We start from the raw sequence: 22,618 nt of genomic DNA on the forward strand, positions 1-22,618 counted from the left end.
TCTCGGTGGCGGTGACGGTGACGGTGACGGTGGTACTCGCTCCGGTCTCGGGCCACGGGTGTCAGCCCCGACGACGGAGCCGGGCGGCCAGCAGCCCCACCCCGACGACGACCGAGCCGATCGCGGCCGTGGCCGCGGCTCCCCGGTTCTGGGTGTACCAGATCTGCGGGCTCGTCTCCTTGGCGACGTCGCTGAAGATGCCCCGCGAGCCCTGGTCGCCGCCGACCGGTTCGTACAGGTTGGAGGGGAGCATCGGGTCGGTCTTGTCGGGCGCCTGCTGCCCCGAGTACCCGGTCTTCGCCAGGTAGACGTCCAGGAACCGCGACACGAACCGGTTGCCCAGCACCGTCATGACGGTCGGCTCCCCGATCCAGCTCCGCCTGCGCGGGTGGTCGGCCACGTCGGCGACGGCCCGGGCGCAGGTCTCCGGCTGGAAGATCGTGGGCACGGGCTGCGGGTGGTGCGGCAGCTGCGACTTGACCCAGTTGAACTGGATCGTGTTCATGGCCGGCATGTCGACCTGCGACAGACGGACGGCGCTCCGGTTGTGGATCAGCTCGGTCGTCACCGACTCCGTGAACCCCGTGATGGCGTGCTTCGACGCGCAGTACGCCGCCTGCAGCGGGATCCCCCGGTGTGCCAGCGCCGAGCCGATCTGGATGACGTGGCCGCTGTCGCGGGGGACCATGCGCTTGAGGGCGGCACGGGTCCCGTTGACGAACCCGAGGTAGTTCACCCGGGTGGCGCGGTCGAAGTCGTGGGGGTCGGTCGTGAGGAACTCCCCGAACACCCCGACCATCGCGTCGTTCACCCAGAGGTCGATGGGCCCCAGCTCCGCCTCGATGCGCGTCGCCGCCGCCTCGACCTGGTCGTTGTCCGCCACGTCGGTCGACACGGCGAGCGCCCGCTGACCGAGCTCCTCCACGTCGCGCACGGTGCCGGCCAGACCGTCGGCGCCGCGCGCCAGGATCGCGACGTCCCACCCTCGCGACGCGAGCTCCCGGACGATGGCCCGGCCGAGACCCGCGGTCCCTCCGGTGACGACGGCGATCCTGCTGCTCATGGGAGTCCTTGCGAGAGGGGGCGGTGGATGGTCGATGGTAGCCGCGGGGTACACCGCCGGGCCAGGCCGGACCGCAGGATGCCCCGCTCAGCGCGGCGCCGCCTCCCCCGGCTCCCCCTCCACCGCGACGTCGCCCGGCTCCTTGTCGGTCCGCCAGCCGCGCCACGACGGCTGCCGCAGCCGCCCTGACGCGGTCCACTCGGCGAACGACACCTCGCCCACGCGCGACGGGGTGATCCACTGCGCGTCGCGCGCGTCCGCCGCGGGCACGTCGGTGAACGGCGATGTCTTCCGGCTCGAGCGCCGGAACGCGCCGAGCAGGTCGTCGAGGGCCCGGTCCGTGAACCCGGTGCCGACCCGCCCGACGTACCGGAGGCCGCCCTCCTCCGGCACCCCCATCAGGAGCGACCCGACCGACCCCTCGCGGCGGCCCGACCCCGGTCGCCACCCGCCGATGACGACCTCCTGGGTGCGCTGGTGCTTGAGCTTCAGCCAGGCCCTGCTGCGCCTCCCCGAGGCGTAGGTCGAGTCGCGGCGCTTCGCCACGACGCCCTCGAGCCCGAGGGTCCGCGAGAGGTCGAGCGCCTCCTCGAGTCCACCGTCGTCGCCGGCCTCGCCCGCGGTGGCCGGGGGCACGTCGATGACGGCGCTCCGCTCGATCGCGCCCTCGAGCGCCGCGCGCCGGGCGTCGTAGGTCTCGTCGAGGAGCGACCGCCCGTCGAGCTCCAGGGCGTCGAAGAGCAGGAGCCGCACGGGCGCGCTCGTCCTCAACCGCGCGAGGTCGCGGGGCCGGGTCGCCTTCATCCGCTGCTGCAGCAGGCCGAAGTCGGGTCGCCCGCCGGCGTCGACGGCGACGATCTCGCCGTCGAGGACCGCATCCTCCGCCCCTCGGAGCCGCGCCGCGAGCTCCTGGAGTTCCGGGTACGACGCCGTCAGGTCGTGCCCGTTGCGGCTCGCGAGCGACACGTGCCCGTCGTGGACCGTCGCGACCGCCCGGAGGCCGTCCCACTTCATCTCGTACGACCACGCCTCCGAGGGGTCCGGGGTGCCCGAGGTGGCCAGCATGGGGGCGACGGGGTCGCCCTTCATCCGGTGCAGGAGCCACGTGCCGGCGCCCCGACCGGACGACGCCCCGCTGCCTCGAGCGGTGTGGAGGAGCGCCAGGCGCCTCGTCCCGCGCTTCGTCCCGTGGAGCACGACGATGATCTCCTCGCCGTCCCGCCACTTCTCGAGGTCGTACGAGCCCTCGTCCCAGATGCTGACCGTGCCGGCGCCGTACTCGCCCCGGGCGATGGTGCCCTCGAAGGTGCCGTACTCGAGCGGGTGATCCTCGGTCTGCACGGCGAGGTGGTTGGTCCGGGCATCCTGCGGTTCGCCCTTCGGGAGGGCCCAGGAGACGAGGACGCCGTCGTGCTCGAGGCGGAAGTCCCAGTGGAGGGCGCGCGCGTGATGCTCCTGGATGACGAACGAGTGACCGTCGGTCCGGCGGGGCCGCTCGTCGGGGACCGGTTCGCTCGTCTTCGTCGCGTCGCGCTTCGATCGGTACGTGGCGAGGCGGTCGGGCCGTGCGCCGTCGGACGTCCCGGCCAGGGGGTCGCCCCGGCGCTTCAGGGCGCGGAGGACCTCGGGGTACTCCAGTTGCCGGAGCGATCTCGAGGCGAGCTCGCGCCAGGTGCGGGGCGCCGCGACGGTGGGACGGGATCGGCCCCGGAGCGAGTAGGGCGCGATCGTCGTCTTGTTCGCGCTGTTCTGCGACCAGTCGAGGAAGACCTTGCCCCGTCGATCCTGCTTCCCCATCGTGCTGAGGACGAGGTCGGGGTGGTCGGCCTCCATCGCCCGGGCGAGCTCGTGGGCGACCGCGCTCACCTCGTCGGACGTCTGCCGCCCGTCGAGGGCCGCGTAGAGGTGGATGCCCTTGCTCCCGCTCGTCACCGGCACGACCTCGAGGCCCATGCCGGTCACCACCTCCCGGAGCTGCTGGGCGACGAAGACGCACTCCGCCAGACCCACCCCCTCCCCCGGGTCGAGGTCGAGCACGAGGCGGTCGGGGTTCAGGGGCTCGCCGTCCGTCCCGAACCGCCACTGAGGGACGTGGATCTCGAGAGCGGCCACCTGACCGAGCCAGGTCAGCGTCGCGAGATCGTCGACGAGCGGGTAGTCGTTACCGTGGTCGCGGTGCTCGACGCGTCGCCGCGCGACCCGGTCGGGCGCGGAGTCGGGCAGGTTCTTCTCGAAGAAGACCGGGCCGTCGACGCCGTCGACCCAGCGTTTCCGCGTCGCGGGGCGCCCCTCGACGTGCGGCAGGAGGAACGCCGCCACGGCCGCGTAATAGGCCAGGACGTCCCGCTTCGTCGTCCCGGTCTCGGGATAGAGCACCTTGTCGAGGTTCGACAGCCGGAGCACGTGACCGCCCACCGTGACGTTCTCGCTGCGCCGCTGCGTCGCCATGTCGAACCTCCCGGTCGTGTCCCTTCCCGCCCCATGCAACGCCGTCCGGGCGGCGGACGTACCCCACAGGTCCCGCCGCGGAACAATGGGCCATGCGATCCATCTGGAAAGGCGCCATCACGTTCGGCCTGGTCAACGTGCCGGTCAAGGTCTACAGCGCGACGGAGGACCACGACATCGCGCTCCACCAGGTCCACGACAAGGACGGCGGCAGGATCCGCTACCAGCGTCGCTGCGAGGTCTGCCACAGGGTCGTCGACTACGAGCACATCGACCGCGCCTACGACGACGGCGAGCGCACGGTCGTCCTGACGGAGGACGACCTGAAGACGCTTCCGGAGGAGCGGAGCCGCGAGATCGACGTCCTGGAGTTCGTGCCGAGCGACCAGCTCGATCCGATCATGTTCGACCGGAGCTACTTCCTCGAGCCGGACGGGTCCTCCGCGAAGGCCTACGTGCTGCTGCGGCGGACCCTGGAGGCGACCGAGAGGACGGCGATCGTCCACTTCTCGCTCCGCCAGAAGACGCGGCTCGGGGCCCTCCGCGTGCGCGGGAAGACGCTCATGCTCCAGTCGTTGCTCTGGGACGACGAGGTGCGGGAGGCCGACTTCCCGGCGCTGAAGGCGGGCATCCGGGTCACCGAGAAGGAGCTGTCCCTGTCGGCGAATCTCGTCGAGAGCCTTTCCGAGGACTTCGCCCCCGCGGACTTCGGCGACGACTACCAGCGCGAGCTCCAGACCCTCATCGACGCCAAGCTGAAGGAGGGCGAGTCGGTCGACACGGATGCGACCTTCGGCGACGACGACTCCGACGCCGGTTCCGGGAAGGGCGAGGGCGAGGTCATCGACCTGATGGACGCGCTGCGGCAGAGCGTCGATCGCACCCGCGCCGCGAAGACAAAGAAGAAGGCCTAGAGCCGCCTAGTTGAGGCGCGACTCCCAGACGGCGCGGGCGCCCGACTCCCCGATGAGGAAGACCTGGACGCAGGCGCCGACGGCGGCGACCACCACGAGCACGGTGATCACGATGCGGATCACCAGGCGTGCCCGCTCCGACGTCACGCGCCCCGCCAGCGCTCCCTCGCCGGTGGCGTATCGGAACCAGCCCCACTGCAGGAGGGCCCCCAGGAAGAGGAGGCCGGCCCAAGGCAGGAGGTCCTCGCCCCTGTGCGTGTGCATCCGGCTCAGCGACGTCTCCGTGATCTGCTCCTGCAGGGCCTCGCCGGCCTGCGTCGCGATCGGCACGCTGATCAGGGCGACGAGCGCCAGGATCGGCGCCACGATGCCGATCCGACGCCGCGCCGCGGGCCAGAACGCCGCGAGGACGGCGACGAGGGCGGTCAGCGGCACGACGATGACGACGAAGTGGACCACGAGGACGTGGATCGGGAGACCGTTGAAAGTCCAGCTCATGCGGGGGCCTGTCTGCTCGGAACGACCGGGTGATCGGGGATGTGCCCAGTGAACCCGCACGGCGGCGATCGGGCCCGCCGACAGGCCGCCTACGTCGCCGGGCTGCGGGTCTGATCCGACGCCGCGGCCGTCGCGCGATGGCCGCTGTCGGTGCGATCGGCGCGGACGAACGTCCGGCCGGTCACCTGCTCGACGTCGATCCGGACCATGGCGCGACGCTCGCCGGGGATCCACGGGACGAGGTCGAGCGAGTCGGCGACCTCCAGCTCGACGGCGCTCCGGAGGTACCGCGCCGTCCCCTTCGCGACGACGCTCCAGGCGCCCGTGTCGTCGAAGCCGTCGATCTCGACGACGACCCACGGGTTGATGCTCATCATGGTGAGCTTCGACCCCGGTGACGTGCGGAAGAAGAGCGAGCGGCCGTCGCACCGGAAGGTGATCGGGAAGATCTCCAGCTCGCGCCCGATGCCCGTCGCCAGCCGGCCGATCTCCGCCGACCGGAGGCGCGTCCAGCACTCCTCCCGGGCCAGCTCCGTCACGGCGTCGTCTCGTGCGTACATGCGTCTCCCTCTCCTGCCGCCTCAGCATCGGCCCGCAGGAGCCCCGTGCCGAGTGCCGAAGGTCCCGCCAGGCGCCGACCCGCCGACGTCGCGCCGCGCGGGACTCCACGATGTGCGGCCTTCTACGAAAGTGAGTGGCGAGTCGTGGAGTCTCGCGGGGGCGGGGCGGGGGCGGACGGGGGCGGGGGCGGGCGGGGGCGGGCGGGACGTTGGGCCCTGGCGGAGGCGGGGGCGGCGGGGGATGCTCGGGGCATGACCTCAGACACCTCCCCCACCGCGCGCGTCGTCGTGGGCTTCGACGGCTCGGACGCCGCCCTGGAAGCGCTCGGCAGCGCCGCCCGGATGGCATCGCTCCTGAAGGCGAAGCTCGAGGTCGTCCAGGCGTGGCACTATCCGACCTCGTACGGCGGCTTCCCGATCGGCGCCAGCTGGGCACCCGACGAGGACGCGACGCTGACCCTCCGGGCCGGCCTCCACCGCTGCTTCGGCCGCGAGATCCCGTCGTGGGTCGAGGCCAGAATCGCGGAGGGGCAACCGGCGCGGGTGCTGCTCCGGGCGAGCCGCGGCGCCGAGATGCTCGTCGTCGGGAGCCGCGGTCACGGTGGTTTCGCGGGACTCCTCCTCGGGTCCGTCAGCTCGGCCTGCGCCGAGCACGCGACCTGCCCGGTCCTCGTCGTCCACTCGGACGCGCACGACGCCGAGGCACGCGCCGCGACCGCGCACGACGACGACCACGCCGAGCCGCAGCGCGTCGACCTCGAGGCCACCGTCCCGCTCTGAGCGCGACCCCTCGGGGCTCCCGTCCCCGGCCGCCCGAGACGCGACCACGTCCGAGCGGACCCGACGGCCCTCTCGCCCCCCAGAAGGAGATCGCCATGAATCGAGTCGACGAGTCCCCGCATCGGCGCACCTCGGACGAGCAGATGGTCCACGACCTCCGCACCGCTCGACGGGAGAGCGTCCTCGTCGCCTACGACGGGTCGCCCACGTCGGTGGCCGCTCTCGACTGGGCGGTCGCTCGGGCTCGTCGATCGGCGTGGGGCACGAGCCGGTTGACACTCGTGCGCGTCGAACGCGACGGCCGCGAGACCCCCCGCACCGACGAACGACTCCACGACCTCCTGACCACGGCGCGCACGAAACAGGACGAACTCCCCGGCATCCCGATCACGGCGCGGGTCGTCACCGGCCGCGTCGACCAGGCCCTCCGGTCGGCCGCCGGTGACGACGACGTCGTCGTCGTCGGGTCCGGCCTCCAACCGCACCTCCTTCGCCGCACCCTCGGCGAGCGACTCTGGCTCCTCGGCGTCGGCTGCACCCTCGTGGTGCCCCCTCTCGTCGTGGACGGCGACGTCACCCTCCTGGTCGACGACGGCGAACCGTCGCAGGCCGCCCTCGCCGTCGCGTGCACCGAGGCCTCTCTGCGGTCGCTGCCCCTCGACCTCGTCGCCGTGCTGGACGACGACGCCAAAGCGGACGAGCGCGAGGACCTGCAGGAGTCGCTGCTCCGGGGCCGTGCCGCGGCCACCTCGCGCGCGCCCGGTCTCGCCGTGCGGACCCGGCTCCTGCGAGGCCCCCTCGTCGAGACGGCGCGACGCGTCAGCGCCACCTCGGCCCTGGTCGTGATCGAGGGAGACAGCACGCGCCCCGACCGGGGGCACCGCCTGCGCGAGGGCCTGCTGATGGACGTGCTCGCCCCCACCGCCCTCGTCGACGGGCACTCCGCGACGACCGCCTGACGGTCTCCGGGCCGTTCGCGCGGAGTCCGCGAGAGTGGTCAGCGCGCGAGCGAGATGAGCTCGGCGCGGCTCTCGGCGCCGGTCTTCCGGAGCAGGTTCGAGACGTGGAACTTCACGGTGTTCTCGCTGATACCGAGCGCCGTCGCCATGGCGTGGTTGCGCGCCCCTTCGACGAGGAGCGCGAGCACCTCCCGCTCCCGCGGGCTGAAGTCGACGACGTCGACGAGCGGCGTCGGAGGAGCGGGCGGATCGAGCGGGATCGTCACCGAGAGCTCGGACCCCCATCCCGCCGTCGACTCGACGCCGAACGTGCCCTTGAGCGCCGTGACCCGCTGGGCGATGGGCGCGAGGGAGTCGTCGTGCCCGGTCAGCTCGCCCTCGCCGTCGTCGCGGATGCTGATCAGGAGGTTGAGGCCGTCACAGTCCCACTGGATCCGCACCCGGCGACTGCTGCCCTGGTCGACGAAGGCCAGCACGGCGCTGCGGACGATCGCGCGCGCCGCGTGGGCGACCTCGCCGGGGAGCGCGCGGCCGGACACGGGCGGCTCCACGAACTGCACGTCGAGGTCGCCGAACCGCACCAGCGGCCGGAGGTCGCTCCGGAGCCGCGCGAAGGCCCCGACGACCGGCTCCAGGAGCGCGTCGTTCTCCAGGTCGGTCCGCTCCCGGAGCCCTACGAGCGAGGAGGTGGCGAGGTCGCGCGCGATCGTGCGCGCGGCGCGATCGTCGAGCTGAGGCGACCGGAGCACCGCGAGCAGCGACTCCAGCGTGAGGGCCTGCGAGTCCGTCGTCATCACCCCAACCTACCCTCCCCACCCACCTCCCCTTTCGGGTAGGTCGAACCATCGGATCGGGGAGCGTCCGGGCCCGCGCGGAGCGAGCAGGCTGAAGCTATGACCGACGCCGCCGCCCGCACCGCCGACTCCCTCGCCCGGATCGCCGGCGAGATCGCCATGGCCACCGAGGCCGTCGTCCGCGACGCCCACCTCGACGCCGCTCTGGACGCCCTCGACCGGGCCGAGCGCGTGTTCGTCCTCGGCGCCGGCCGCTCCGGCCTCGCGCTCCGCATGACCGCGATGCGCCTGATGCACCTGGGGCTGCGCGTCCACGTCGTCGGCGAGGTCACGACCCCGGCGATCGCCTCGGGCGACCTCCTGCTGACGGCCAGCGGGTCGGGGACGACCTCGAGCATCCTGCGCGCCGCCGAGACCGCGCGCTCCGTCGGCGCCCGCGTCGCCGCCCTGACGACCGACGCCGACTCCCCACTCGCGGAGGCGGCCGACACGGTGGTGCTCCTGCCCGCCGCGGCGAAGCTCGACCGCTCGGGGACGGCCAGCGCCCAGTACGCCGGCGGCCTCTTCGAGCAGCTCGTCGTCCTCACCGGCGACGCCCTCTTCGACGCGCTCTGGCGCCGCTCCGGCCGCTCCGCCGACGACCTGTGGCCGTCGCACTCCAATCTCGAATGACCCTCCCCCACGCTACGAAAGGCACCCTCATGAAGCTCCAGTTCGCCATGGACACCCTGACCACCGAGGCCGCCCTCGAACTCGCCGCCGCGGCCGCCCCGCACGTCGACATCCTCGAGCTCGGCACGCCGCTCATCAAGAGCGCCGGCCTCTCCGCCGTGACGGCCATCAAGGACGCCCACCCCGACAAGATCGTCTTCGCCGACCTCAAGACCATGGACGCCGGCGAGCTCGAGGCCGACATCGCGTTCAGCGCCGGAGCCGACCTCGTGACGGTCCTCGGCGTCGCCGGGGACAGCACCATCGTCGGAGCCGTGAAGGCTGCGAAGAAGCACGGCAAGGGCGTCGTCGCCGACCTGATCGGCGTCGCCGACAAGGTCGCGCGCGCCAAGGAGGTCACCGCCCTCGGCGTCCAGTTCGTCGAGATGCACGCCGGCCTCGACGAGCAGGCGGAGGACGGCTTCACGTTCGACACGCTGCTCGACGACGGCAAGGCGTCCGGCGTCGCGTTCTCTGTGGCCGGCGGGATCTCCGTCTCCACCATCGAGGCCGTCCAGGCCTCCGGAGCCGAGGTCGCCGTCGCCGGCGGCGCCATCTACGGCGCTCCCGACGTGGGCGCCGCCGCCGCCGCGCTCCGCGCCGCCATCGTCTGACAGGGAGACGTCCGATCCTCCCCGGGGGTCGTCCGACGAGGCCGTCGCAGCGCAGGCTGCGGCGGCCTTCCCGTGCCGCTAGTGTTCCCGGCATGACCGACACGAGGAGCGCACCGGGAGCCGTGCTGCGCTCCCTCCGCGAGGCGAGCGCTCGCCCGAGGCTCCTGCTCGCCCTGAAGACCGCGCTGGCCGTCGGGATCGCCTGGTTCATCGCCCCGCACATGCCCGGGGTGACCGAGAAGTACCCGTACTACGCGCCGCTCGGAGCGCTCGTCAGCATGTCGTCCACGCTCATGGGATCCGCGAAGACGGGCCTGCAGACGCTCCTGGGCCTCGTGGCGGGCATCCTCCTGGCAGCGCTCGTCGTGGTGACGGTCGGGCCCACCTGGTGGAGCATCCCGCTCGTCGTCGGAGTCGGCGTGGTGCTGTCGGGCACGGGTTGGTTCGGGGCCGGGAGCTCGTACGTCTCCACGGCGGCACTGTTCGTCCTCATCATCGGCGGCCGGAACGCCGAGGGCTACTCCGTCGGCTACCTCGTGCAGATGGGGGTCGGCGTCGTCGTCGGCCTCGCCGTCAACTTCCTCGTGGCCCCCGCCATCACGACGCTCTCCGCCGCCGCCCGGGTCGACGCCTTCCAGAAGCAGCTCGCGGCGCACCTCCACGACATCGGCTACGCGCTCGAGGAGACCTGGCCACCGCAGCACGCCGAGTGGTCGCGCAACGCGGAGTCCCTGGCCGAGACGGCGACGGCGGTCCGGCAGACTCTGGCCGAGGGTGACGAGAGCCGCAAGGGAAACCCGCGGACCCTCTTCCAGAAGCACGACGTCGAGAAGGACTTCCGGCGGCTGGAGATGCTCGACACCGTCGTCTTCCACCTCCGCGACATCTCCGGCGGACTGGCCGACAACATCTGGGGCCGGCCCGGAGCCTTCACCTTCGACGCGGCGCTCGTCACGCCCCTCAGCGCCGCCTGCCACCGCGTCGCCGACGTCCTCGAACTCCAGGATCCCGCGGCCGCGGAGGCGCACCGCGCCCTGGGCCTCGCCGCCCGAGCGGTGCGCGAGCTGGTGGTCGTCGTCGACGCGCGCACCCTCGACGACGGCACGGCGATGGGGCCGGGCGTGCTGTGCGCCATGCACCTCCGGCGGATCCTGATGTACCTGCAGGAGCAGGTCGGGGCGCAGGCGGAGCGGGCGGCCGGCTGAGCCGGGCGTGCGGGCCAGCGGCGGAGCGGGCAGGGGGGCGAGGGGTCGGGAGGCATCAGACCCCGGGCGCGGACCTCACCACGGGGCTCCTGCCAGAAGCACCGCCCGCCCGAGGGCTGCTTCGTCGCGCTCGGCGTGGTGCTGCCGGACGTAGAGCTCCAGGTCGGCCACCCGCTCGGCGTGCGCGACGTCGGTGACGAGGGGCGAGGGGCCGAGGGCGTGGGCGGCGCTCCGGAGGACCTCCTCCGCGGCTCCGGCCACCGTGGCGCGGACCCGGGCCGCGAGGAGCTCCCCGGCCGCGCCGACCGCTCTGCCGCCGTCGACGTCGGCGGCGGCCGCGACGAGCACCGTCCGGGCCTCGTGGAGACGGGCGTCGACGCGGCCGACGTGCATCCGGAGGATCGGGTCGGCGGCGCCGCGAGCCCGCGCGGCCGCGAGCAGCGTCCTCCCGATGCCCGTCGCCCCGCCGAACCAGCAGGCCGCGACGCTGATGCCGCCCCACGCGAACCCGGGCCGGCGGAGGTACCAGCCCGGCTCGCCGACGGGCAGGGCCCGGACACCCGCGAACGAGACCGGGCCGCTCGGGACGTCGGTCAGGCCGAGCGCCGTCCAGCCGGGATCGACGACGACGTCGGGGTCGCGGAGCGCGACGGCGAAGAGCCGCCGCTCGTCGCCGACCCACGCGGTCACGAGGGCGTGCGACACGTCGCCCGCGAGCGAGCACCAGGGCTTCACCCCGTCGAGCAGCCAGGCGTCACCGTCGGGCGCCGCCGTGAGCCGCATCCCGGCGCCCTCGGCCGCGAAGACCCCCCAGGTGCTGCCCGCAGGATGCGCGAGCCCGGCCTGCTCGAGGATCGTCACGGCGTCGAGATGCGGCTCCAGCGCCCTGGCGAGCGACAGGTCCGCGGCGCCGAGCGTCGCGAGCGCCTCCCACACGTCGAGCGTCGCCCCCTCGCCGACGAAGGGCCGGGTCGCCTCGAGCGCGGGGGCGAGGGACAGGATGTCGGCGACCGACGTCGGCCGGGCCTCCTGCACCGCCGTCGTGAGGGGGCCTGGAGCCGCGGCGAGCGCGGCGCGAATCGGCGGGTCAACCGGGGCGGAACAGGGCTCTGTCATGCTCTGCAACCTAGCGCGCGGAGCCGACCGGCGCGTGGTCGACCGCCCGTTGAGCCGGCCCCGGCTGGGTGGACGGCCGACCCGGATCGGGGAGGTCGGCCGCCCACCTCGCGAGATCCGAGCCCCGAAGCCCGTCCGCGAGACACCGCGCCCGGGTGTGCCGACTCACGATGGGGGAAACGGGGCACCTTCACGGGGCGGCCCCTGGTATCGCGGGACGAGCATCGCCGTGGGAGGCGCTGTCGTGCGTCTCCATCCTGCACCAGAATCCAGACATATGTCTATCTGCTAATTATCTCAATTACGACTCCGGCATGGAGCCGCCGTGGTGCCGTCGCGCCTCCTGACGAGTTGATGGGCGTCGACGGCCGTGCGAGGCTGAGCAGATGCACGATTCCGACGGCGCCCGACGCCCGCTGAACGAGATCAAGGCCAACCTCTTCAAGGGCCTCTCGCACCCGGCGCGCGTCCGGATCCTGGAGCTCCTCGTCGCGTCGACCGAGCTGTCCGTGGCCGAGGTGATCGAATCGACCGGGCTCGAAGCCTCGCTCGTCTCCCAGCACCTCTCGGTGCTGCGCCGCCACAACCTGGTGCAGTCGGAACGCCGGGGCACCCGCGTCGTCTACCGACTCGCCTACCCCGAGGTCGCCGACCTCCTCGTCGTCGCCCGCGCCCTCCTCGTCAAGATCCTCGAGACCACCACCAGTCAGCTCTCGTCGACGATCGCCCTCGCCGACTGACGGCCACCGACGGAACGAGCCCCCTCCCCATGACCCGCACCGTCCTCGTCGCCGGCGCCACCGGCGATCTCGGCCACCGCATCGTCCGCGAGCTGCGGCTCCACGACGTCCACGTCCGCGTCCTCACCCGCCCCGGGAACGAAGCGGCCGCCACCCTCTTCGACGGCGACGAGGGTGTCGACGTCGTCACAGCCGGCTACTCCGACCCCGATGCCCTGGCCGGCGCCGTCTCGGGGGCCGACGTCGTCGTCTCGGCCCTCAGCGGGACGCGGCCCGTCATCCTCGACGCCCAGCGGGCGCTCCTCCGGGCGACGGTCGCCGCCGGGGTGCCCCGGTTCGTCCCCTCCGACTACTCGGCCGACTACCGCCGGATCCGCCCCGGCAGCAACCGCAACTTCGAGCTCCGACGCGACTTCGCCGCCGACGTGGACGCCGCCGACGTCCGGGCGACCTCGATCCTCAACGGCATGTTCACGGATCTGCTCACCGACGAGGCGCCGCTGATCCTGTTCGACCGCCGACGCGTCCTCTTCTGGTCGTCCGCCGATCAGCTCCTCGACTTCACCACGAAGGACGACGTCGCCCGCATCACCGCCCTCGTGGCGCTCGACGACACCAGCCCCCGGGTCGTCGAGATCGCAGGATCCCGGGTGTCGGCGCGCGACGTCGCCCAAATCATGACCGAGCTCACGGGCACCCGTTTCGCGCTCCAGTGGGCCGGCACGACGGGCACCCTCTCGGCGATGAGCACTATCGGCAGGCGCCTGTCGAAGAACGCCGAGGCGACCTTCCCGGCCTGGCAGGGCATGCAGTACTTCGTCAGCATGTTCAGCGGCGAGGCCCGGCTCCGGCACGTCGACAACGACCGGTACGGCGAGCTGACCTGGACGAGCGTGCGGGACGTCCTCGACGCGCACCTCGCGACGTCGACTCCGAAGGGTCCGGCCGCCCCGTCACCGCGTCGGCGAGGGTGACTCGAGCTCCTGCAGGCCCGTGACCCGCAGCAGGTCGAGGCGCGCCTCGTCGTCGGAGCCCGGGGCGGCCGTGTAGACGACGATCCGCAGATCGCTGCCGGGAGCGGTGAGGACGTCGCAGTCGACGGTGATCGGCCCGACCGGCGTCGACGTGACGGTCTTGCGGCTCGACCGGTGCTCGGCGATCTTGGCCTCGGCCCAGCGGCGCTCGAACTCGGGCGACGACGCCCGGAGCCGCGCCACGAGGTGCGTGAGCGAGGCTTCGCGGGGGTAGCGCCCGACGGCGGCCCGCAGGTCGGCGGCCAGGTCGCTGGCGAAGTCCTCCTCGTGCTGCGCGTCGAACTCGGTGCCCGCGTGCCCCGAGGTGAAGTGCCGCCAGACGAGGTTCCGTTCGAGGCCGACGAACCGCGACGGATCGCCGTTGATCGCGGCCCAGAGCGGATTCCAGAGCAGGATGTCGTGGGTCGCCGTGAACACGGCGAGCGGCACGTCGCCGAGACGGTCGACGATGCGCTGCACGCCCGGGCCGACGTGCCGCGGGACGATGCCCGCCGACGGCGGCGCGGCTCCTGCCGACCGGTAGAGGTGGTCGCGTTCGTCGTCGCTGAGACGGAGCGCCACCGACAGCGCCCGGAGCATCTGTGGCGACGGATTCGACGCCCGCCCCTGCTCGAGGCGGACGACGTAGTCGACGCTCACGCCCGCGAGGGCGGCGAGCTCCTCCCGCCGGAGGCCCCGCGCGCGGCGCCCGGAACCGGCGGGAAGACCCACCTCGGCCGGGGTCACCCGGTCACGCCACGACCTCAGGACGCTCGCGAACTCGCTCATGCGTCCATCCTCCCTCCCCGGGGCTCCGCGACGGTGGTACCCGGAGTACCCCCGTCGGACGGGGCCTGGGTGACGGGGCCAGGGCGGGCGCAGGATGGGGCCATGACCACCACACTCATCACCGGGGCCAACAAGAGCCTCGGCCTCGAGACCGCCCGCCGCCTCCTCGACGCCGGCCACACCGTCTACGCCGGGATGCGCGACCTGGACGCGGGCGATGCCGTCCGAGCCCTCGGTGCGCACGCCGTGCAGCTCGACGTCACCGACCCCGCGAGCGTCGACGCCACCGTGGCCTCGCTCCCCGAGCTCGACGTCCTCGTCAACAACGCCGGGATCCTCGGCACGTCGTTCGGCGTCGACGATCTCACCCCCGAGAAGCTCCAGGACGTCTTCGACGTCAACGTCGTCGGGATCGTCCGCGTGACCCAGGCGGCGCTCCCCCTGCTGCGGCGGTCCCCTCGGCCAGTGATCGTCAACGTCGCCTCCGGAGTCGGCTGGCCGCGCTGGCTCAGCACCGAGGGCCACGACGAGTACCCGGTGGCCGCTGTGCCGTACGCCGCGTCGAAGGCGGCCGTCATCGCCCTCACCGTCCAGTACGCCAAGAACCTCCCCGCGTTCCGCGTCAACGTGAGCGACCCCGGTTACACGGCCACCGACTTCAACGGCCACGGCGGCCACCAGACGGTGACCGAGGGGACCGACGCGACGGTCGCGCTGGCTCTCGTCGGGCCCGACGGGCCGACCGGCGAGTTCCACGATCGGCGGGGGCGGATCGACTACTGAGGAGACCGGCGGCGCGTCGGCCGCGGGCGTCGCACACTCCAGAGGTCCGATCTCACGCCGATCGAACCGGAACGACGCTCCCGTCCTACTGACCGAGGGCGGAGCAGGCGTCACCGTCGACGCCGAGACCGACGGATGCGGTGAGGGTCTGGGTCTCGATCCCGCCGAGGGGGCGGTCGGTCGCCAGGGCGAAGTCGGTGGCGTAGCCCGCCCTCGCCCCGTCGGCGAGAGTCATTTTCGTGATGACCCTGGCGAACGAGTGCGGGGCGAGGGTGAGGGTGAGGGGAGCGTCGAGAGAGACGGGGGTGCTCTTCGCGACCTCGTCGGCGGGCACGCCGACCGCGGCTTCGACCCGGTAGTTCTCGGACTCGTCCGCGTCCGCCCCCACCGACACGGTCACGCCGGCGGACCGGAGCCCCACGAGCTTGGTCGCGTGAAGTCCCCTGAGCGTCACGGGCGACCCCGACGTGTTCTTGATGACGAAGCTCGCCGCCATCGAGTACGGGGAGGTCAGCGGTCTGACCTGAGGCCACCCGCACACGCCGACGCTGGAACCCTGGATCGGCTCGGAAGTATGCAGCTGGAACGCGAATCCCACGGCCCCGACCAGCGCCAGCGCCGTCGACACCCCCATCACGATCCGCCCCGCGTTCATGGTGCGAGCGTATCGGCCGCACCCGGTGTCTCTCTCGCCCCCGAACGGTGGTCGCCGCTCCCCTGTCCTCGTGGTCTGAGGGGATCTCAGGGCTCTCCCGCGGGCCCGTCGTCGAGGGAGGCCAGGTAGTCGGCGTTGCCCCGCAGCGCCGGCCTGTACCTGTCAAGTTCGGGCGCCTCCACGTGGTCGGCCACGAGGGTGAGGAGCCGCGCCAGAGCGGTGTTCGCCTGTCCGCCCGCGTGGAGCGTCAGGGATTCGAAGGCTCCGAGCGCCACGGACTCGGGGAACTCCGCCCGTGCCCGCGCGAAGACCTCCAGCGAATCCCGGATCCTGCCGAGGTTCCGGAGGGTGCTTCCGTACTGGAGGAAGCAGCGGCGGCGGAGATCCCCCGCCAGGCCGCGCTCCATGGCCCGCTCGTAGTAGCCGAGCGCCGTCGCTTCGTCACCCGCGGTGTCGTAGGCGCCGCCGAGTTCGTAGAGGACTCTCGGATGCTCGGGGTGCGCGGCGTGGAGCGGCAGCAGAGCGTCGATGGTCGGGCCCATGTCGTCCCGGTCGCGAGCGGCGAAGATGCCGTCCAGCTGGGCGTCGAGATCATCGGCCATGGTCGTGTCCTCCTCGGCGGATCGTGGGGACGGCGACGGCCCCGGTACAAAGCAGAAGCCCCGCACCTTGCGATGCGGGGCCTCTACCTTCCACCTGGGTGGCGTTCACTGTCTCAACCAGTGTGCGCTCGAAGGGACTCGAACCCCCAACCTTCTGATCCGTAGTCAGATGCTCTATCCGTTGAGCTACGAGCGCAGGTCTTCCAGCCGCGAACGGCCAGAGGAAACATTACACGAGCGGAGGGCCGGCCGCGAATCGAGGTGCCGGGCCGCGACGCGGATCCCGCGCATCCTGCGGTCCCCTGTGATCTGACAGGGAGTTCGCTCACCGGGCATTGCCGGGCGGGACTGAGCCACTTGTCAGGGGGTGTGCGCTTGGATTGACGGGTGCCCGCAACCACTGTCTCCGCGTCGACGGCTGTCCGCCGTCAGGTGCCGGCCCGGTGGGTACTCGCGGGAGTCGCGTCGATCGTCGCCCTCGGCGGGGTCTACCTCCTCGCGGTGCTGACGAAGCCGGGGCAGGAGATCGAGGACAGCATCCTGCGGTCCGTCGACGGTGGCACTCTGCTCAAGTCGGGCCGCGCCCTCGACGCGATCTCGATGCCCGCGATCCTCGTGGTGGTCGCGGTCGTGGTCGTCATCGCGTTCATCCGACGTCGTCCCGGCGCCGCGGTCCAGGCCGGTGCGCTCATCGTGGGAGCCATCGCCACGACGCAGGTCATCAAGGCCGTCGCCCCGCGGCCGGAGTTGACCACCCTCACCCTCAGCAACAGCTTCCCGAGCGGGCACGTGACCATCGCCATCGCCGGGGTCCTCGCGCTCTCGACCGCCTTCGGGCGGCACCTGCGCCCGCTCGTCATGGTCCTCGGCACGGTGTTCGCCGCGCTCGTCGCCGAACAGACCGTCGCCTACGGGTGGCACCGCGTGAGCGACGTCTGCGGGGCCTGCGCCGTCACGTTTCTCTGGCTCGCGATCGTCCGCGGGGCCGCAGCGCTCTGGTCGAAGGACCCCCGCGACACCGTCGGTCGCAAGGCCCACGGCTTCACCTCCGCCGTGCTGGGGCTGGCCATGGTGGCGACCCTCGCCGCGGCCGGGGCCGTCTTCGCCATCGGCATCGGCGCCGACATGTCGATCACGATGTCGACGGGCCCCGGCGTCCTGACCGGGGCACGCCTCCTGTCGGCCGGCGTAGTGTTCGCGGCCGGCTGGCTCGCCTGGAAGCTCGACCGTAGCTTCTGACACCGCGGCCGCCCGCCGTTGACATCGCGATCCCCGTCAGGTCGGCACGACGGCGAGTGCGGAGCGCAGGATCCCCGACTAGCCCGCCTCGACGCCGAAGAGGAGCCCCAGCCCGTACGTGACCGCCGCGGCACCGAAGCCGATGGCGAGCTGGCGGAGCGCGCGGCGGAGCGGCGACGTCCCCGAGAGGAGTCCGACGATCGCGCCGGTGCCGAGGAGGGCGATCCCGACCAGCACAGACGAGAGGACGATGGCCGTCAGCCCGGTCGCCCGGAAGAACAGCGGGATGAGCGGGATGATCGCGCCGGAGGCGAAGAAGAAGAAGCTCGAGACGGCGGCCCCGATGCCGCTGCCGATGGCCTCGTGGTCGTCGGCGGGCGCGTCGGCCGCGGAGGCGGAGAGCGGGGCGGCGCCGACGGGAGCGGCGAGGGCGGCCCGGGCCTCCTGCACGGGAACGGACCCGGTGCGCACCTGCAGTGCGGCGAGCACCTCGCGGGCGTGCGCCTCCGCCTCGGCGGCGTCCATGCCGCGGGCGCGGTAGACGAGCTCGAGCTCGTTCGCGTCCACGTCGAGGTTGGGCAGGACGGTCGAGGCGGTCGGGTCGGGGACGGACGCCGCGAGGAGTTCCCGCTGCGACGTGACCGAGACGTACTCGCCCGCTCCCATCGACAGGGCGCCCGCCAGGAGGCCGGAGACGCCGGAGATGAGGACGACGGCCGGAGCCGCGCCGCTGGCGCTGACACCGAGGATCAGCGCGAGGTTCGACACGAGGCCGTCGTTCGCGCCGAACACGGCGGCGCGGAACGTGCCGGAGAGACGCGAGCGGCCACGCTCGGCGAGACCGCGGACGACCTCCCCGTGGATCCGCTCGTCGGCCGCCATCGCGTCGGTGGCGTCGTCGTCGTCCGCGTAGGGCGAGCGCCCCTCGGCGCTCTGCACGAGGGCGAGCACGAAGATCGAGCCGAAGCGGCGGGCCAGCAGCCCCAGGATGCGCGTGCGCAGGTCGGTCCCGGCCGGTCGCCCGACGCGGTCGCCGAGCAGGTCGCGCCAGTGCTGCTCGTGGCGACCCTCGGCGTCGGCGAGCGCGAGCAGGATGTCGCGCTCCTCACCCGATCGGCGGGCGGCGAGGTCGCGGTAGACGGCGGCTTCGGCTCGTTCGTCGGCGAGGTAGCGACGCCACCGGCGGAGGTCCGCGGCACTCGGCTCGCGCGGGGGAAGGGTGTCGGTCATCGCATCTCCTGAAGGCAAGGCTCCAGGGTACCGGAGCCCCCGAAAGGGCTCGGCCGGAGGCCGCAGAAGTCGTTTTCCGGCTACGCGTGCACGGAACGCATCTTTCTTGGTACGTTCTCCACGCATCGGTCGCCATCCGGTGCATCTGGGGGGTGTGGTCCTCTCGCCGCGGAGCTGCGGCGGAGCGCGCTGATCAGATCGGCTACCGAAAAAGGATCACATCCGTGCTGAAATCCACCCGGGGCAGGGCTCTCGCCGTCCCCACCGTCCTCTCCCTCGCGCTCGGCGGTGCGCTTCTCGCGGCGGTTCCCGCCAGCGCCGCGCCGAACGCGTTCTCCGTGACGAACCCGGTCGCCGGGTCGACGGTCGACAACACGGCCGCGCCGACGAAGGTCACCTTCGACGGTCAGGGTCTCCCCGCCGCCGACCACCTCGTCGTCACCTACGACAACGGCTCGGGTACGGCGGAGACCGCCACGATCACCGCCCCCGTCACCGACGGCACCGGCGCCTGGACGACCGACGCCACGTTGTCGAACCTCGACGCCGGAGTCACCAGCGTCGCGGCGACCGTCACCCCGCTCGACGCGTCGAACGCCGTCGACCCGGCCGCCACCGCCGTCACTCGCACCTTCTCGCTGAAGGTCGCCCCGACTCCCGCCCCGGTGGTCTCGCAGCCCTTCTCCGTCGCGACGCCCAGCCAGACCGTCGCCTCGCCGACCGCCACCCCGGCCTTCACCGGCACGGGCACCGCGGGCGACACCGTCACGGTCACCTACACCGGCACCGCCGGCAGCACCGAGACCGCAGGATCCGCGACCGTCGACAACACGGGCGCCTTCACCATCGCGACCACGGACTTCTCGAAGCTCCCGCAGGGCGTCTCCTCGATCCTCGTGCACGTCACCGAGACCGGCACCGCGCCGGCCACCGCCGTGCGCCGGCTCGTCTTCGCGGCGGCCCCCGTCAAGGGAGAGGCGCAGGTCACCCTGACCCCCGTCATCCAGAGCGTGCAGTACGGCTCGACCGTCGGCATCGCGGTCGACGCGTCCGGCTTCGCGGGCGGCGAGCAGGTCGCCATCACGGTCGAGAACGAGGACGGCTCCGGCTCGCCCTTCGCCATCGACCCCTCGAGCCTCACGACCGACGACTCGGGCAACCTCGTCGCGACGATCACCTTCCCCAAGAGCAAGCCCGGCGGGCTCTACGCCGTCACCATCACCGGCGCGACCAGCAAGACGATCGCCAGCGGCGTCGGCGTCCTCATCGCCGACCCGACGATCACGTCGCCGACCCAGGGCGAGGCGCTCACCGGCTCGACGATCACGTTCGCCGGTCGCGGCACCCCGGGCAGCAACATCGTCCTCGTCTACGGCGACCCGAAGGAGATCTCGCAGATCCTCGCCGACACGGTCGCCGCGATGAAGACGCCGGCCACGGGTGCGCGCGTCGCCCCCAAGGCCTCGTCGCCCTCGGCTCCTGCCGACCAGGCAGCACCGATCGTCGTCGGTCAGGACGGGACCTGGAGCGTCACGTACAAGGCCGCTCCGGGCGCCTACAGCGTCCTCGCGCAGGGCGTCCTCCTCGACCCGAACGGCGTGCCCGCGGCCGACGAGAACGGCAACCTGATCGAGACCGGCATCGCCGGCCCCGTGTCGTTCACGCTCGCCGCGACCGTCACGACGGCCGCCGACGGCTCGCCCACGACGCTCGCCTTCACGGGCTCGAACGACGGCCCGTACCTCGCCGCCGGCGGGCTCCTGCTCGTCGTCGGTGCCGGCCTCGTCGTCGCCTCGCGTCGCCGCCGGACGCTCGCCGAGTAACGCGGCAGCACCGCACACAGCACCACCGGAAAGCCCGTCCGCGCCTCTCGCGCGGGCGGGCTTTTCCGCGCCCGGAAGCCGGGGTGTTAGGGAACCGTAAGGGATCCGTTCGCACCCGTATGGAAGTCGTGAGGGGACCGTTCGGAGAGCCCCGGCAGGTGTCTACTCATCTGCTGTGCCCCCGCGGGCACCCGAGCCCCACCGGCTCGGCCCCGGAATCTCCGAATGGAGTCGAAGTGCTCGACATCGTCTACCTGCTCGTGGTGGCGGCCGTCTTCGCGGTCATCGCCCTCGTCGCGACGGGGGTGGAGAAGCTGTGATCGTCTTCACCGTCATCGCGGCCCTCCTCGCAGCGGCGAGCCTCGTCTACCTGATCTACGCCCTCGTGAAGCCGGAGAAGTTCTGATGCCCGACGCCCTCGCCGGGATCCTCCAGATCCTGACCCTCGCCGTCGTCCTGGTGCTGCTCTACCGGCCCCTCGGCGACTACATGGCCCACATCTACTCGACGAAGAAGGACCTCAGGGTCGAGCGGGTCTTCTACCGCCTCATCGGCGTCGACCCGCTGTCCGAGCAGACCTGGCGCGCGTACCTCCGCGGCGTCCTCGTCTTCTCCGTCGTGGGTCTGATCTTCGTCTACGTCATCCAGCGCATGCAGGCCGTCCTGCCCTACTCGCTCGGGTTCCCCGCGATCCCCGAGGGGCTCGCGTTCAACACCGCCGCGTCGTTCGTGACCAACACGAACTGGCAGTCGTACTCCCCCGACGTCACCATGGGCTACGCGGTCCAGCTCGGCGGGCTCGTCGTGCAGAACTTCGTGTCGGCCGCGGTCGGCATCGCCGTCGCCGTGGCGCTCATCCGCGGGCTCGCCCGCATCAGGTCGGGCACGCTCGGCAACTTCTGGGTGGACCTCACCCGGGGCATCCTGCGCCTGCTCCTCCCGATGGCGATCGTCGCGGCCGTCGTCCTGATCGTGGGCGGCGTGATCCAGAACTTCAACGGGTTCACCGACGTGCAGACGATCACGGGCGGAACGGCCAGCATCCCCGGCGGCCCGGTGGCCTCGCAGGAGGCGATCAAGGAGCTCGGCACCAACGGCGGCGGCTTCTTCAACGCCAACTCGTCGCACCCCTTCGAGAACCCGACGGCCTGGACGAACCTCTTCGAGATCGCCCTCATGCTGATGATCCCGTTCTCGCTCCCCCGCACCTTCGGCCGCCTCGTCGGCGACAAGCGCCAGGGCAACGCGATCGTCGCCGTCATGGTGACCATCTACGCCGTCTCGCTCACCGCGATGACGTTCTTCGAGCTGAACGGCGCCGGAACGGCGACCAAGCTCGCAGGAGCCGCGATGGAGGGCAAGGAGGACCGCTTCGGCGTCTGGGCCTCCACCCTGTTCGCGACGTCGACGACCCTCACCTCGACCGGTGCGATCGACTCGGCGCACGACTCCTTCACGTCGCTCGGCGGGATGATGGCGCTGATCAACATGATGCTCGGCGAGGTCGCCCCGGGCGGCACCGGCTCCGGCCTCTACGGCATGCTCATCCTGGCGATCATCACCGTGTTCATCGCGGGCCTCCTCGTCGGACGCACGCCCGAGTACCTCGGCAAGAAGATCGGGCCGCGCGAGATCAAGCTCGCCTCGATCTACATCCTGATCACCCCGACGCTCGTCCTGGCCGGCACCGCGCTCAGCTTCGCGATCCCCGCCGTCCGCGACAACGTCGAGAAGGTCTCGATCTGGAACCCGGGCCTCCACGGCTTCACCGAGGTGCTCTACGCGTTCACCTCCGCCGCGAACAACAACGGCTCCGCCTTCGCGGGGATCACGGCGAACACGCCCTGGATGAACACGGCGCTCGGCGTCGTCATGATCCTCGGCCGGTTCCTGCCGATCGTGTTCGTCCTCGCCCTCGCCGGCTCGCTGGCGGCTCAGGACAGGGTGCCCGCCACCGCGGGAACGCTGCCCACCCACCGACCGCAGTTCGTCGGCCTCCTCATCGGCGTGTCCGTCATCGTGACCGCGCTCACCTACTTCCCCGTGCTCGCACTGGGACCGCTCGCTGAAGGGCTCAAGTAA

The 22,618-nt window shown here is 72.2% G+C and carries 24 protein-coding genes and 1 tRNA gene; 14 read left to right on the forward strand and 11 right to left on the reverse strand.

Going from position 1 to position 22,618, the window contains the following annotated elements:
• Positions 1-61: 61 nt before the first annotated feature.
• Both AS850_RS12795 and AS850_RS12800 read right to left on the reverse strand, forming a co-directional pair.
• Positions 62-1,063, reverse strand: a complete 1,002-nt coding sequence (locus tag AS850_RS12795) for an SDR family oxidoreductase (protein WP_119869469.1) — start codon at positions 1,061-1,063, stop codon at positions 62-64.
• A gap of 87 nt (positions 1,064-1,150) precedes the next feature.
• Positions 1,151-3,511, reverse strand: coding sequence for an ATP-dependent DNA ligase (locus tag AS850_RS12800; RefSeq protein ID WP_119869470.1), 2,361 nt, complete (start codon positions 3,509-3,511; stop codon positions 1,151-1,153).
• Positions 3,512-3,603: 92 nt separating this feature from the next.
• Here AS850_RS12800 and ku point away from each other — a divergent pair, with 92 nt between their 5' ends.
• Complete coding sequence (gene ku / locus AS850_RS12805) at positions 3,604-4,425, forward strand: non-homologous end joining protein Ku (RefSeq protein WP_119869471.1); 822 nt, start codon at positions 3,604-3,606, stop codon at positions 4,423-4,425.
• A gap of 6 nt (positions 4,426-4,431) precedes the next feature.
• Here ku and AS850_RS12810 read toward each other — a convergent pair whose 3' ends face one another.
• Both AS850_RS12810 and AS850_RS12815 read right to left on the reverse strand, forming a co-directional pair.
• Positions 4,432-4,923, reverse strand: a complete 492-nt coding sequence (locus AS850_RS12810) for a DUF2231 domain-containing protein (protein ID WP_119869472.1) — start codon at positions 4,921-4,923, stop codon at positions 4,432-4,434.
• Positions 4,924-5,012: 89 nt separating this feature from the next.
• The gene (locus AS850_RS12815) at positions 5,013-5,483 is read right to left on the reverse strand and encodes a pyridoxamine 5'-phosphate oxidase family protein (RefSeq protein ID WP_119869473.1); all 471 of its coding nucleotides are present in this window, start codon (positions 5,481-5,483) and stop codon (positions 5,013-5,015) included.
• Positions 5,484-5,735: 252 nt separating this feature from the next.
• Here AS850_RS12815 and AS850_RS12820 point away from each other — a divergent pair, with 252 nt between their 5' ends.
• Together AS850_RS12820 and AS850_RS12825 are read left to right on the forward strand one after the other, a co-directional pair.
• Positions 5,736-6,263 (forward strand): universal stress protein, encoded by a 528-nt coding sequence (locus AS850_RS12820; protein ID WP_119869474.1) that lies wholly within the window; start codon positions 5,736-5,738, stop codon positions 6,261-6,263.
• Between the two features lie 95 nt (positions 6,264-6,358).
• Positions 6,359-7,222, forward strand: coding sequence for a universal stress protein (locus AS850_RS12825; protein ID WP_119869475.1), 864 nt, complete (start codon positions 6,359-6,361; stop codon positions 7,220-7,222).
• Between the two features lie 38 nt (positions 7,223-7,260).
• On the opposite strand, the gene AS850_RS12830 is transcribed toward AS850_RS12825, so the two are convergent.
• On the reverse strand, positions 7,261-8,016 hold the full coding sequence (locus tag AS850_RS12830) for a helix-turn-helix transcriptional regulator (protein WP_119869476.1): 756 nt from the start codon (positions 8,014-8,016) through the stop codon (positions 7,261-7,263).
• Between the two features lie 99 nt (positions 8,017-8,115).
• On the opposite strand from AS850_RS12830, the gene hxlB reads away from it, so the two are divergent.
• The 3 genes from hxlB to AS850_RS12845 all read left to right on the forward strand — a co-directional run bounded on the left by hxlB (position 8,116) and on the right by AS850_RS12845 (position 10,546).
• The gene (hxlB, locus tag AS850_RS12835) at positions 8,116-8,688 is read left to right on the forward strand and encodes a 6-phospho-3-hexuloisomerase (RefSeq protein WP_119869477.1); all 573 of its coding nucleotides are present in this window, start codon (positions 8,116-8,118) and stop codon (positions 8,686-8,688) included.
• A gap of 29 nt (positions 8,689-8,717) precedes the next feature.
• A complete protein-coding gene (gene hxlA / locus AS850_RS12840; protein ID WP_119869478.1) occupies positions 8,718-9,341 on the forward strand; it encodes a 3-hexulose-6-phosphate synthase in 624 nt (207 codons plus the stop codon).
• Between the two features lie 92 nt (positions 9,342-9,433).
• On the forward strand, positions 9,434-10,546 hold the full coding sequence (locus AS850_RS12845) for an FUSC family protein (RefSeq protein ID WP_119869479.1): 1,113 nt from the start codon (positions 9,434-9,436) through the stop codon (positions 10,544-10,546).
• A gap of 75 nt (positions 10,547-10,621) precedes the next feature.
• On the opposite strand, the gene AS850_RS12850 is transcribed toward AS850_RS12845, so the two are convergent.
• On the reverse strand, positions 10,622-11,662 hold the full coding sequence (locus AS850_RS12850) for an acyl-CoA dehydrogenase family protein (protein WP_123955513.1): 1,041 nt from the start codon (positions 11,660-11,662) through the stop codon (positions 10,622-10,624).
• Between the two features lie 386 nt (positions 11,663-12,048).
• On the opposite strand from AS850_RS12850, the gene AS850_RS12855 reads away from it, so the two are divergent.
• Together AS850_RS12855 and AS850_RS12860 are read left to right on the forward strand one after the other, a co-directional pair.
• The gene (locus AS850_RS12855) at positions 12,049-12,402 is read left to right on the forward strand and encodes an ArsR/SmtB family transcription factor (RefSeq protein WP_119869481.1); all 354 of its coding nucleotides are present in this window, start codon (positions 12,049-12,051) and stop codon (positions 12,400-12,402) included.
• Between the two features lie 29 nt (positions 12,403-12,431).
• Positions 12,432-13,376: an NmrA family NAD(P)-binding protein gene (locus tag AS850_RS12860; RefSeq protein ID WP_119869482.1), complete on the forward strand. Its 945-nt coding sequence runs from the start codon at positions 12,432-12,434 to the stop codon at positions 13,374-13,376.
• Here the strand turns inward: AS850_RS12860 and AS850_RS12865 are convergent.
• Positions 13,356-14,204 (reverse strand): helix-turn-helix transcriptional regulator, encoded by an 849-nt coding sequence (locus tag AS850_RS12865; protein WP_119869483.1) that lies wholly within the window; start codon positions 14,202-14,204, stop codon positions 13,356-13,358. The two genes, AS850_RS12860 and AS850_RS12865, sit on opposite strands and share 21 nt — an antisense overlap.
• 102 nt (positions 14,205-14,306) lie before the next feature.
• On the opposite strand from AS850_RS12865, the gene AS850_RS12870 reads away from it, so the two are divergent.
• Positions 14,307-14,987 (forward strand): SDR family NAD(P)-dependent oxidoreductase, encoded by a 681-nt coding sequence (locus tag AS850_RS12870; RefSeq protein WP_119869484.1) that lies wholly within the window; start codon positions 14,307-14,309, stop codon positions 14,985-14,987.
• A gap of 85 nt (positions 14,988-15,072) precedes the next feature.
• On the opposite strand, the gene AS850_RS12875 is transcribed toward AS850_RS12870, so the two are convergent.
• The 3 genes from AS850_RS12875 to AS850_RS12885 form a co-directional block, all read right to left on the reverse strand.
• Entirely contained in the window at positions 15,073-15,642 is a 570-nt protein-coding gene (locus tag AS850_RS12875) for a hypothetical protein (RefSeq protein WP_119869485.1), read from the reverse strand.
• A gap of 86 nt (positions 15,643-15,728) precedes the next feature.
• Positions 15,729-16,244 carry a tetratricopeptide repeat protein gene (locus tag AS850_RS12880; protein WP_119869486.1) on the reverse strand — a complete coding sequence of 172 codons (516 nt, stop codon included), beginning with the start codon at positions 16,242-16,244 and terminating at the stop codon, positions 15,729-15,731.
• Between the two features lie 123 nt (positions 16,245-16,367).
• Positions 16,368-16,440: transfer RNA gene (locus AS850_RS12885), tRNA-Arg, on the reverse strand.
• A gap of 191 nt (positions 16,441-16,631) precedes the next feature.
• On the opposite strand from AS850_RS12885, the gene AS850_RS12890 reads away from it, so the two are divergent.
• Entirely contained in the window at positions 16,632-17,483 is an 852-nt protein-coding gene (locus AS850_RS12890; RefSeq protein ID WP_123955514.1) for a phosphatase PAP2 family protein, read from the forward strand.
• A gap of 78 nt (positions 17,484-17,561) precedes the next feature.
• Here the strand turns inward: AS850_RS12890 and AS850_RS12895 are convergent, their stop codons facing one another.
• The gene (locus AS850_RS12895) at positions 17,562-18,713 is read right to left on the reverse strand and encodes a VIT1/CCC1 transporter family protein (protein ID WP_119869488.1); all 1,152 of its coding nucleotides are present in this window, start codon (positions 18,711-18,713) and stop codon (positions 17,562-17,564) included.
• Positions 18,714-18,937: 224 nt separating this feature from the next.
• Between AS850_RS12895 and AS850_RS12900 the strand changes: the two genes are divergently transcribed.
• The 4 genes from AS850_RS12900 (at position 18,938) to kdpA (ending at position 22,618) form a co-directional block, all read left to right on the forward strand.
• Positions 18,938-20,536, forward strand: coding sequence for an LPXTG cell wall anchor domain-containing protein (locus AS850_RS12900; protein WP_119869489.1), 1,599 nt, complete (start codon positions 18,938-18,940; stop codon positions 20,534-20,536).
• A gap of 158 nt (positions 20,537-20,694) precedes the next feature.
• Complete coding sequence (locus AS850_RS16560) at positions 20,695-20,856, forward strand: hypothetical protein (RefSeq protein ID WP_164088458.1); 162 nt, start codon at positions 20,695-20,697, stop codon at positions 20,854-20,856.
• Entirely contained in the window at positions 20,853-20,942 is a 90-nt protein-coding gene (locus AS850_RS12905) for a potassium-transporting ATPase subunit F (protein WP_119869490.1), read from the forward strand. The genes AS850_RS16560 and AS850_RS12905 overlap by 4 nt, the downstream gene beginning before the upstream one ends.
• Positions 20,942-22,618: a potassium-transporting ATPase subunit KdpA gene (gene kdpA, locus AS850_RS12910; RefSeq protein WP_119869491.1), complete on the forward strand. Its 1,677-nt coding sequence runs from the start codon at positions 20,942-20,944 to the stop codon at positions 22,616-22,618. Before AS850_RS12905 ends, kdpA begins: the two co-directional genes overlap by 1 nt.

It is taken from the genome of Frondihabitans sp. 762G35, from assembly GCF_002074055.1.
Taxonomy (GTDB): domain Bacteria; phylum Actinomycetota; class Actinomycetes; order Actinomycetales; family Microbacteriaceae; genus Frondihabitans.

Excerpts from the sequence above, each read along its gene's own strand:
- AS850_RS12860 (WP_119869482.1), top strand. The coding sequence starts at position 12,432 with ATGACCCGCACCGTCCTCGTCGCCGGCGCCACCGGCGATCTCGGCCAC.
- AS850_RS12865 (WP_119869483.1), bottom strand. The coding sequence starts at position 14,204 with ATGAGCGAGTTCGCGAGCGTCCTGAGGTCGTGGCGTGACCGGGTGACC.
- AS850_RS12820 (WP_119869474.1), top strand. The coding sequence starts at position 5,736 with ATGACCTCAGACACCTCCCCCACCGCGCGCGTCGTCGTGGGCTTCGAC.
- AS850_RS12870 (WP_119869484.1), top strand. The coding sequence starts at position 14,307 with ATGACCACCACACTCATCACCGGGGCCAACAAGAGCCTCGGCCTCGAG.
- kdpA (WP_119869491.1), top strand. The coding sequence starts at position 20,942 with ATGCCCGACGCCCTCGCCGGGATCCTCCAGATCCTGACCCTCGCCGTC.
- AS850_RS12795 (WP_119869469.1), bottom strand. The coding sequence starts at position 1,063 with ATGAGCAGCAGGATCGCCGTCGTCACCGGAGGGACCGCGGGTCTCGGC.
- AS850_RS12880 (WP_119869486.1), bottom strand. The coding sequence starts at position 16,244 with ATGGCCGATGATCTCGACGCCCAGCTGGACGGCATCTTCGCCGCTCGC.
- hxlA (WP_119869478.1), top strand. The coding sequence starts at position 8,718 with ATGAAGCTCCAGTTCGCCATGGACACCCTGACCACCGAGGCCGCCCTC.
- AS850_RS12830 (WP_119869476.1), bottom strand. The coding sequence starts at position 8,016 with ATGACGACGGACTCGCAGGCCCTCACGCTGGAGTCGCTGCTCGCGGTG.
- ku (WP_119869471.1), top strand. The coding sequence starts at position 3,604 with ATGCGATCCATCTGGAAAGGCGCCATCACGTTCGGCCTGGTCAACGTG.
- AS850_RS12800 (WP_119869470.1), bottom strand. The coding sequence starts at position 3,511 with ATGGCGACGCAGCGGCGCAGCGAGAACGTCACGGTGGGCGGTCACGTG.
- AS850_RS12855 (WP_119869481.1), top strand. The coding sequence starts at position 12,049 with ATGCACGATTCCGACGGCGCCCGACGCCCGCTGAACGAGATCAAGGCC.
- AS850_RS12845 (WP_119869479.1), top strand. The coding sequence starts at position 9,434 with ATGACCGACACGAGGAGCGCACCGGGAGCCGTGCTGCGCTCCCTCCGC.
- hxlB (WP_119869477.1), top strand. The coding sequence starts at position 8,116 with ATGACCGACGCCGCCGCCCGCACCGCCGACTCCCTCGCCCGGATCGCC.
- AS850_RS12825 (WP_119869475.1), top strand. The coding sequence starts at position 6,359 with ATGAATCGAGTCGACGAGTCCCCGCATCGGCGCACCTCGGACGAGCAG.
- AS850_RS12850 (WP_123955513.1), bottom strand. The coding sequence starts at position 11,662 with ATGACAGAGCCCTGTTCCGCCCCGGTTGACCCGCCGATTCGCGCCGCG.
- AS850_RS12875 (WP_119869485.1), bottom strand. The coding sequence starts at position 15,642 with ATGAACGCGGGGCGGATCGTGATGGGGGTGTCGACGGCGCTGGCGCTG.
- AS850_RS12895 (WP_119869488.1), bottom strand. The coding sequence starts at position 18,713 with ATGACCGACACCCTTCCCCCGCGCGAGCCGAGTGCCGCGGACCTCCGC.
- AS850_RS12810 (WP_119869472.1), bottom strand. The coding sequence starts at position 4,923 with ATGAGCTGGACTTTCAACGGTCTCCCGATCCACGTCCTCGTGGTCCAC.
- AS850_RS12815 (WP_119869473.1), bottom strand. The coding sequence starts at position 5,483 with ATGTACGCACGAGACGACGCCGTGACGGAGCTGGCCCGGGAGGAGTGC.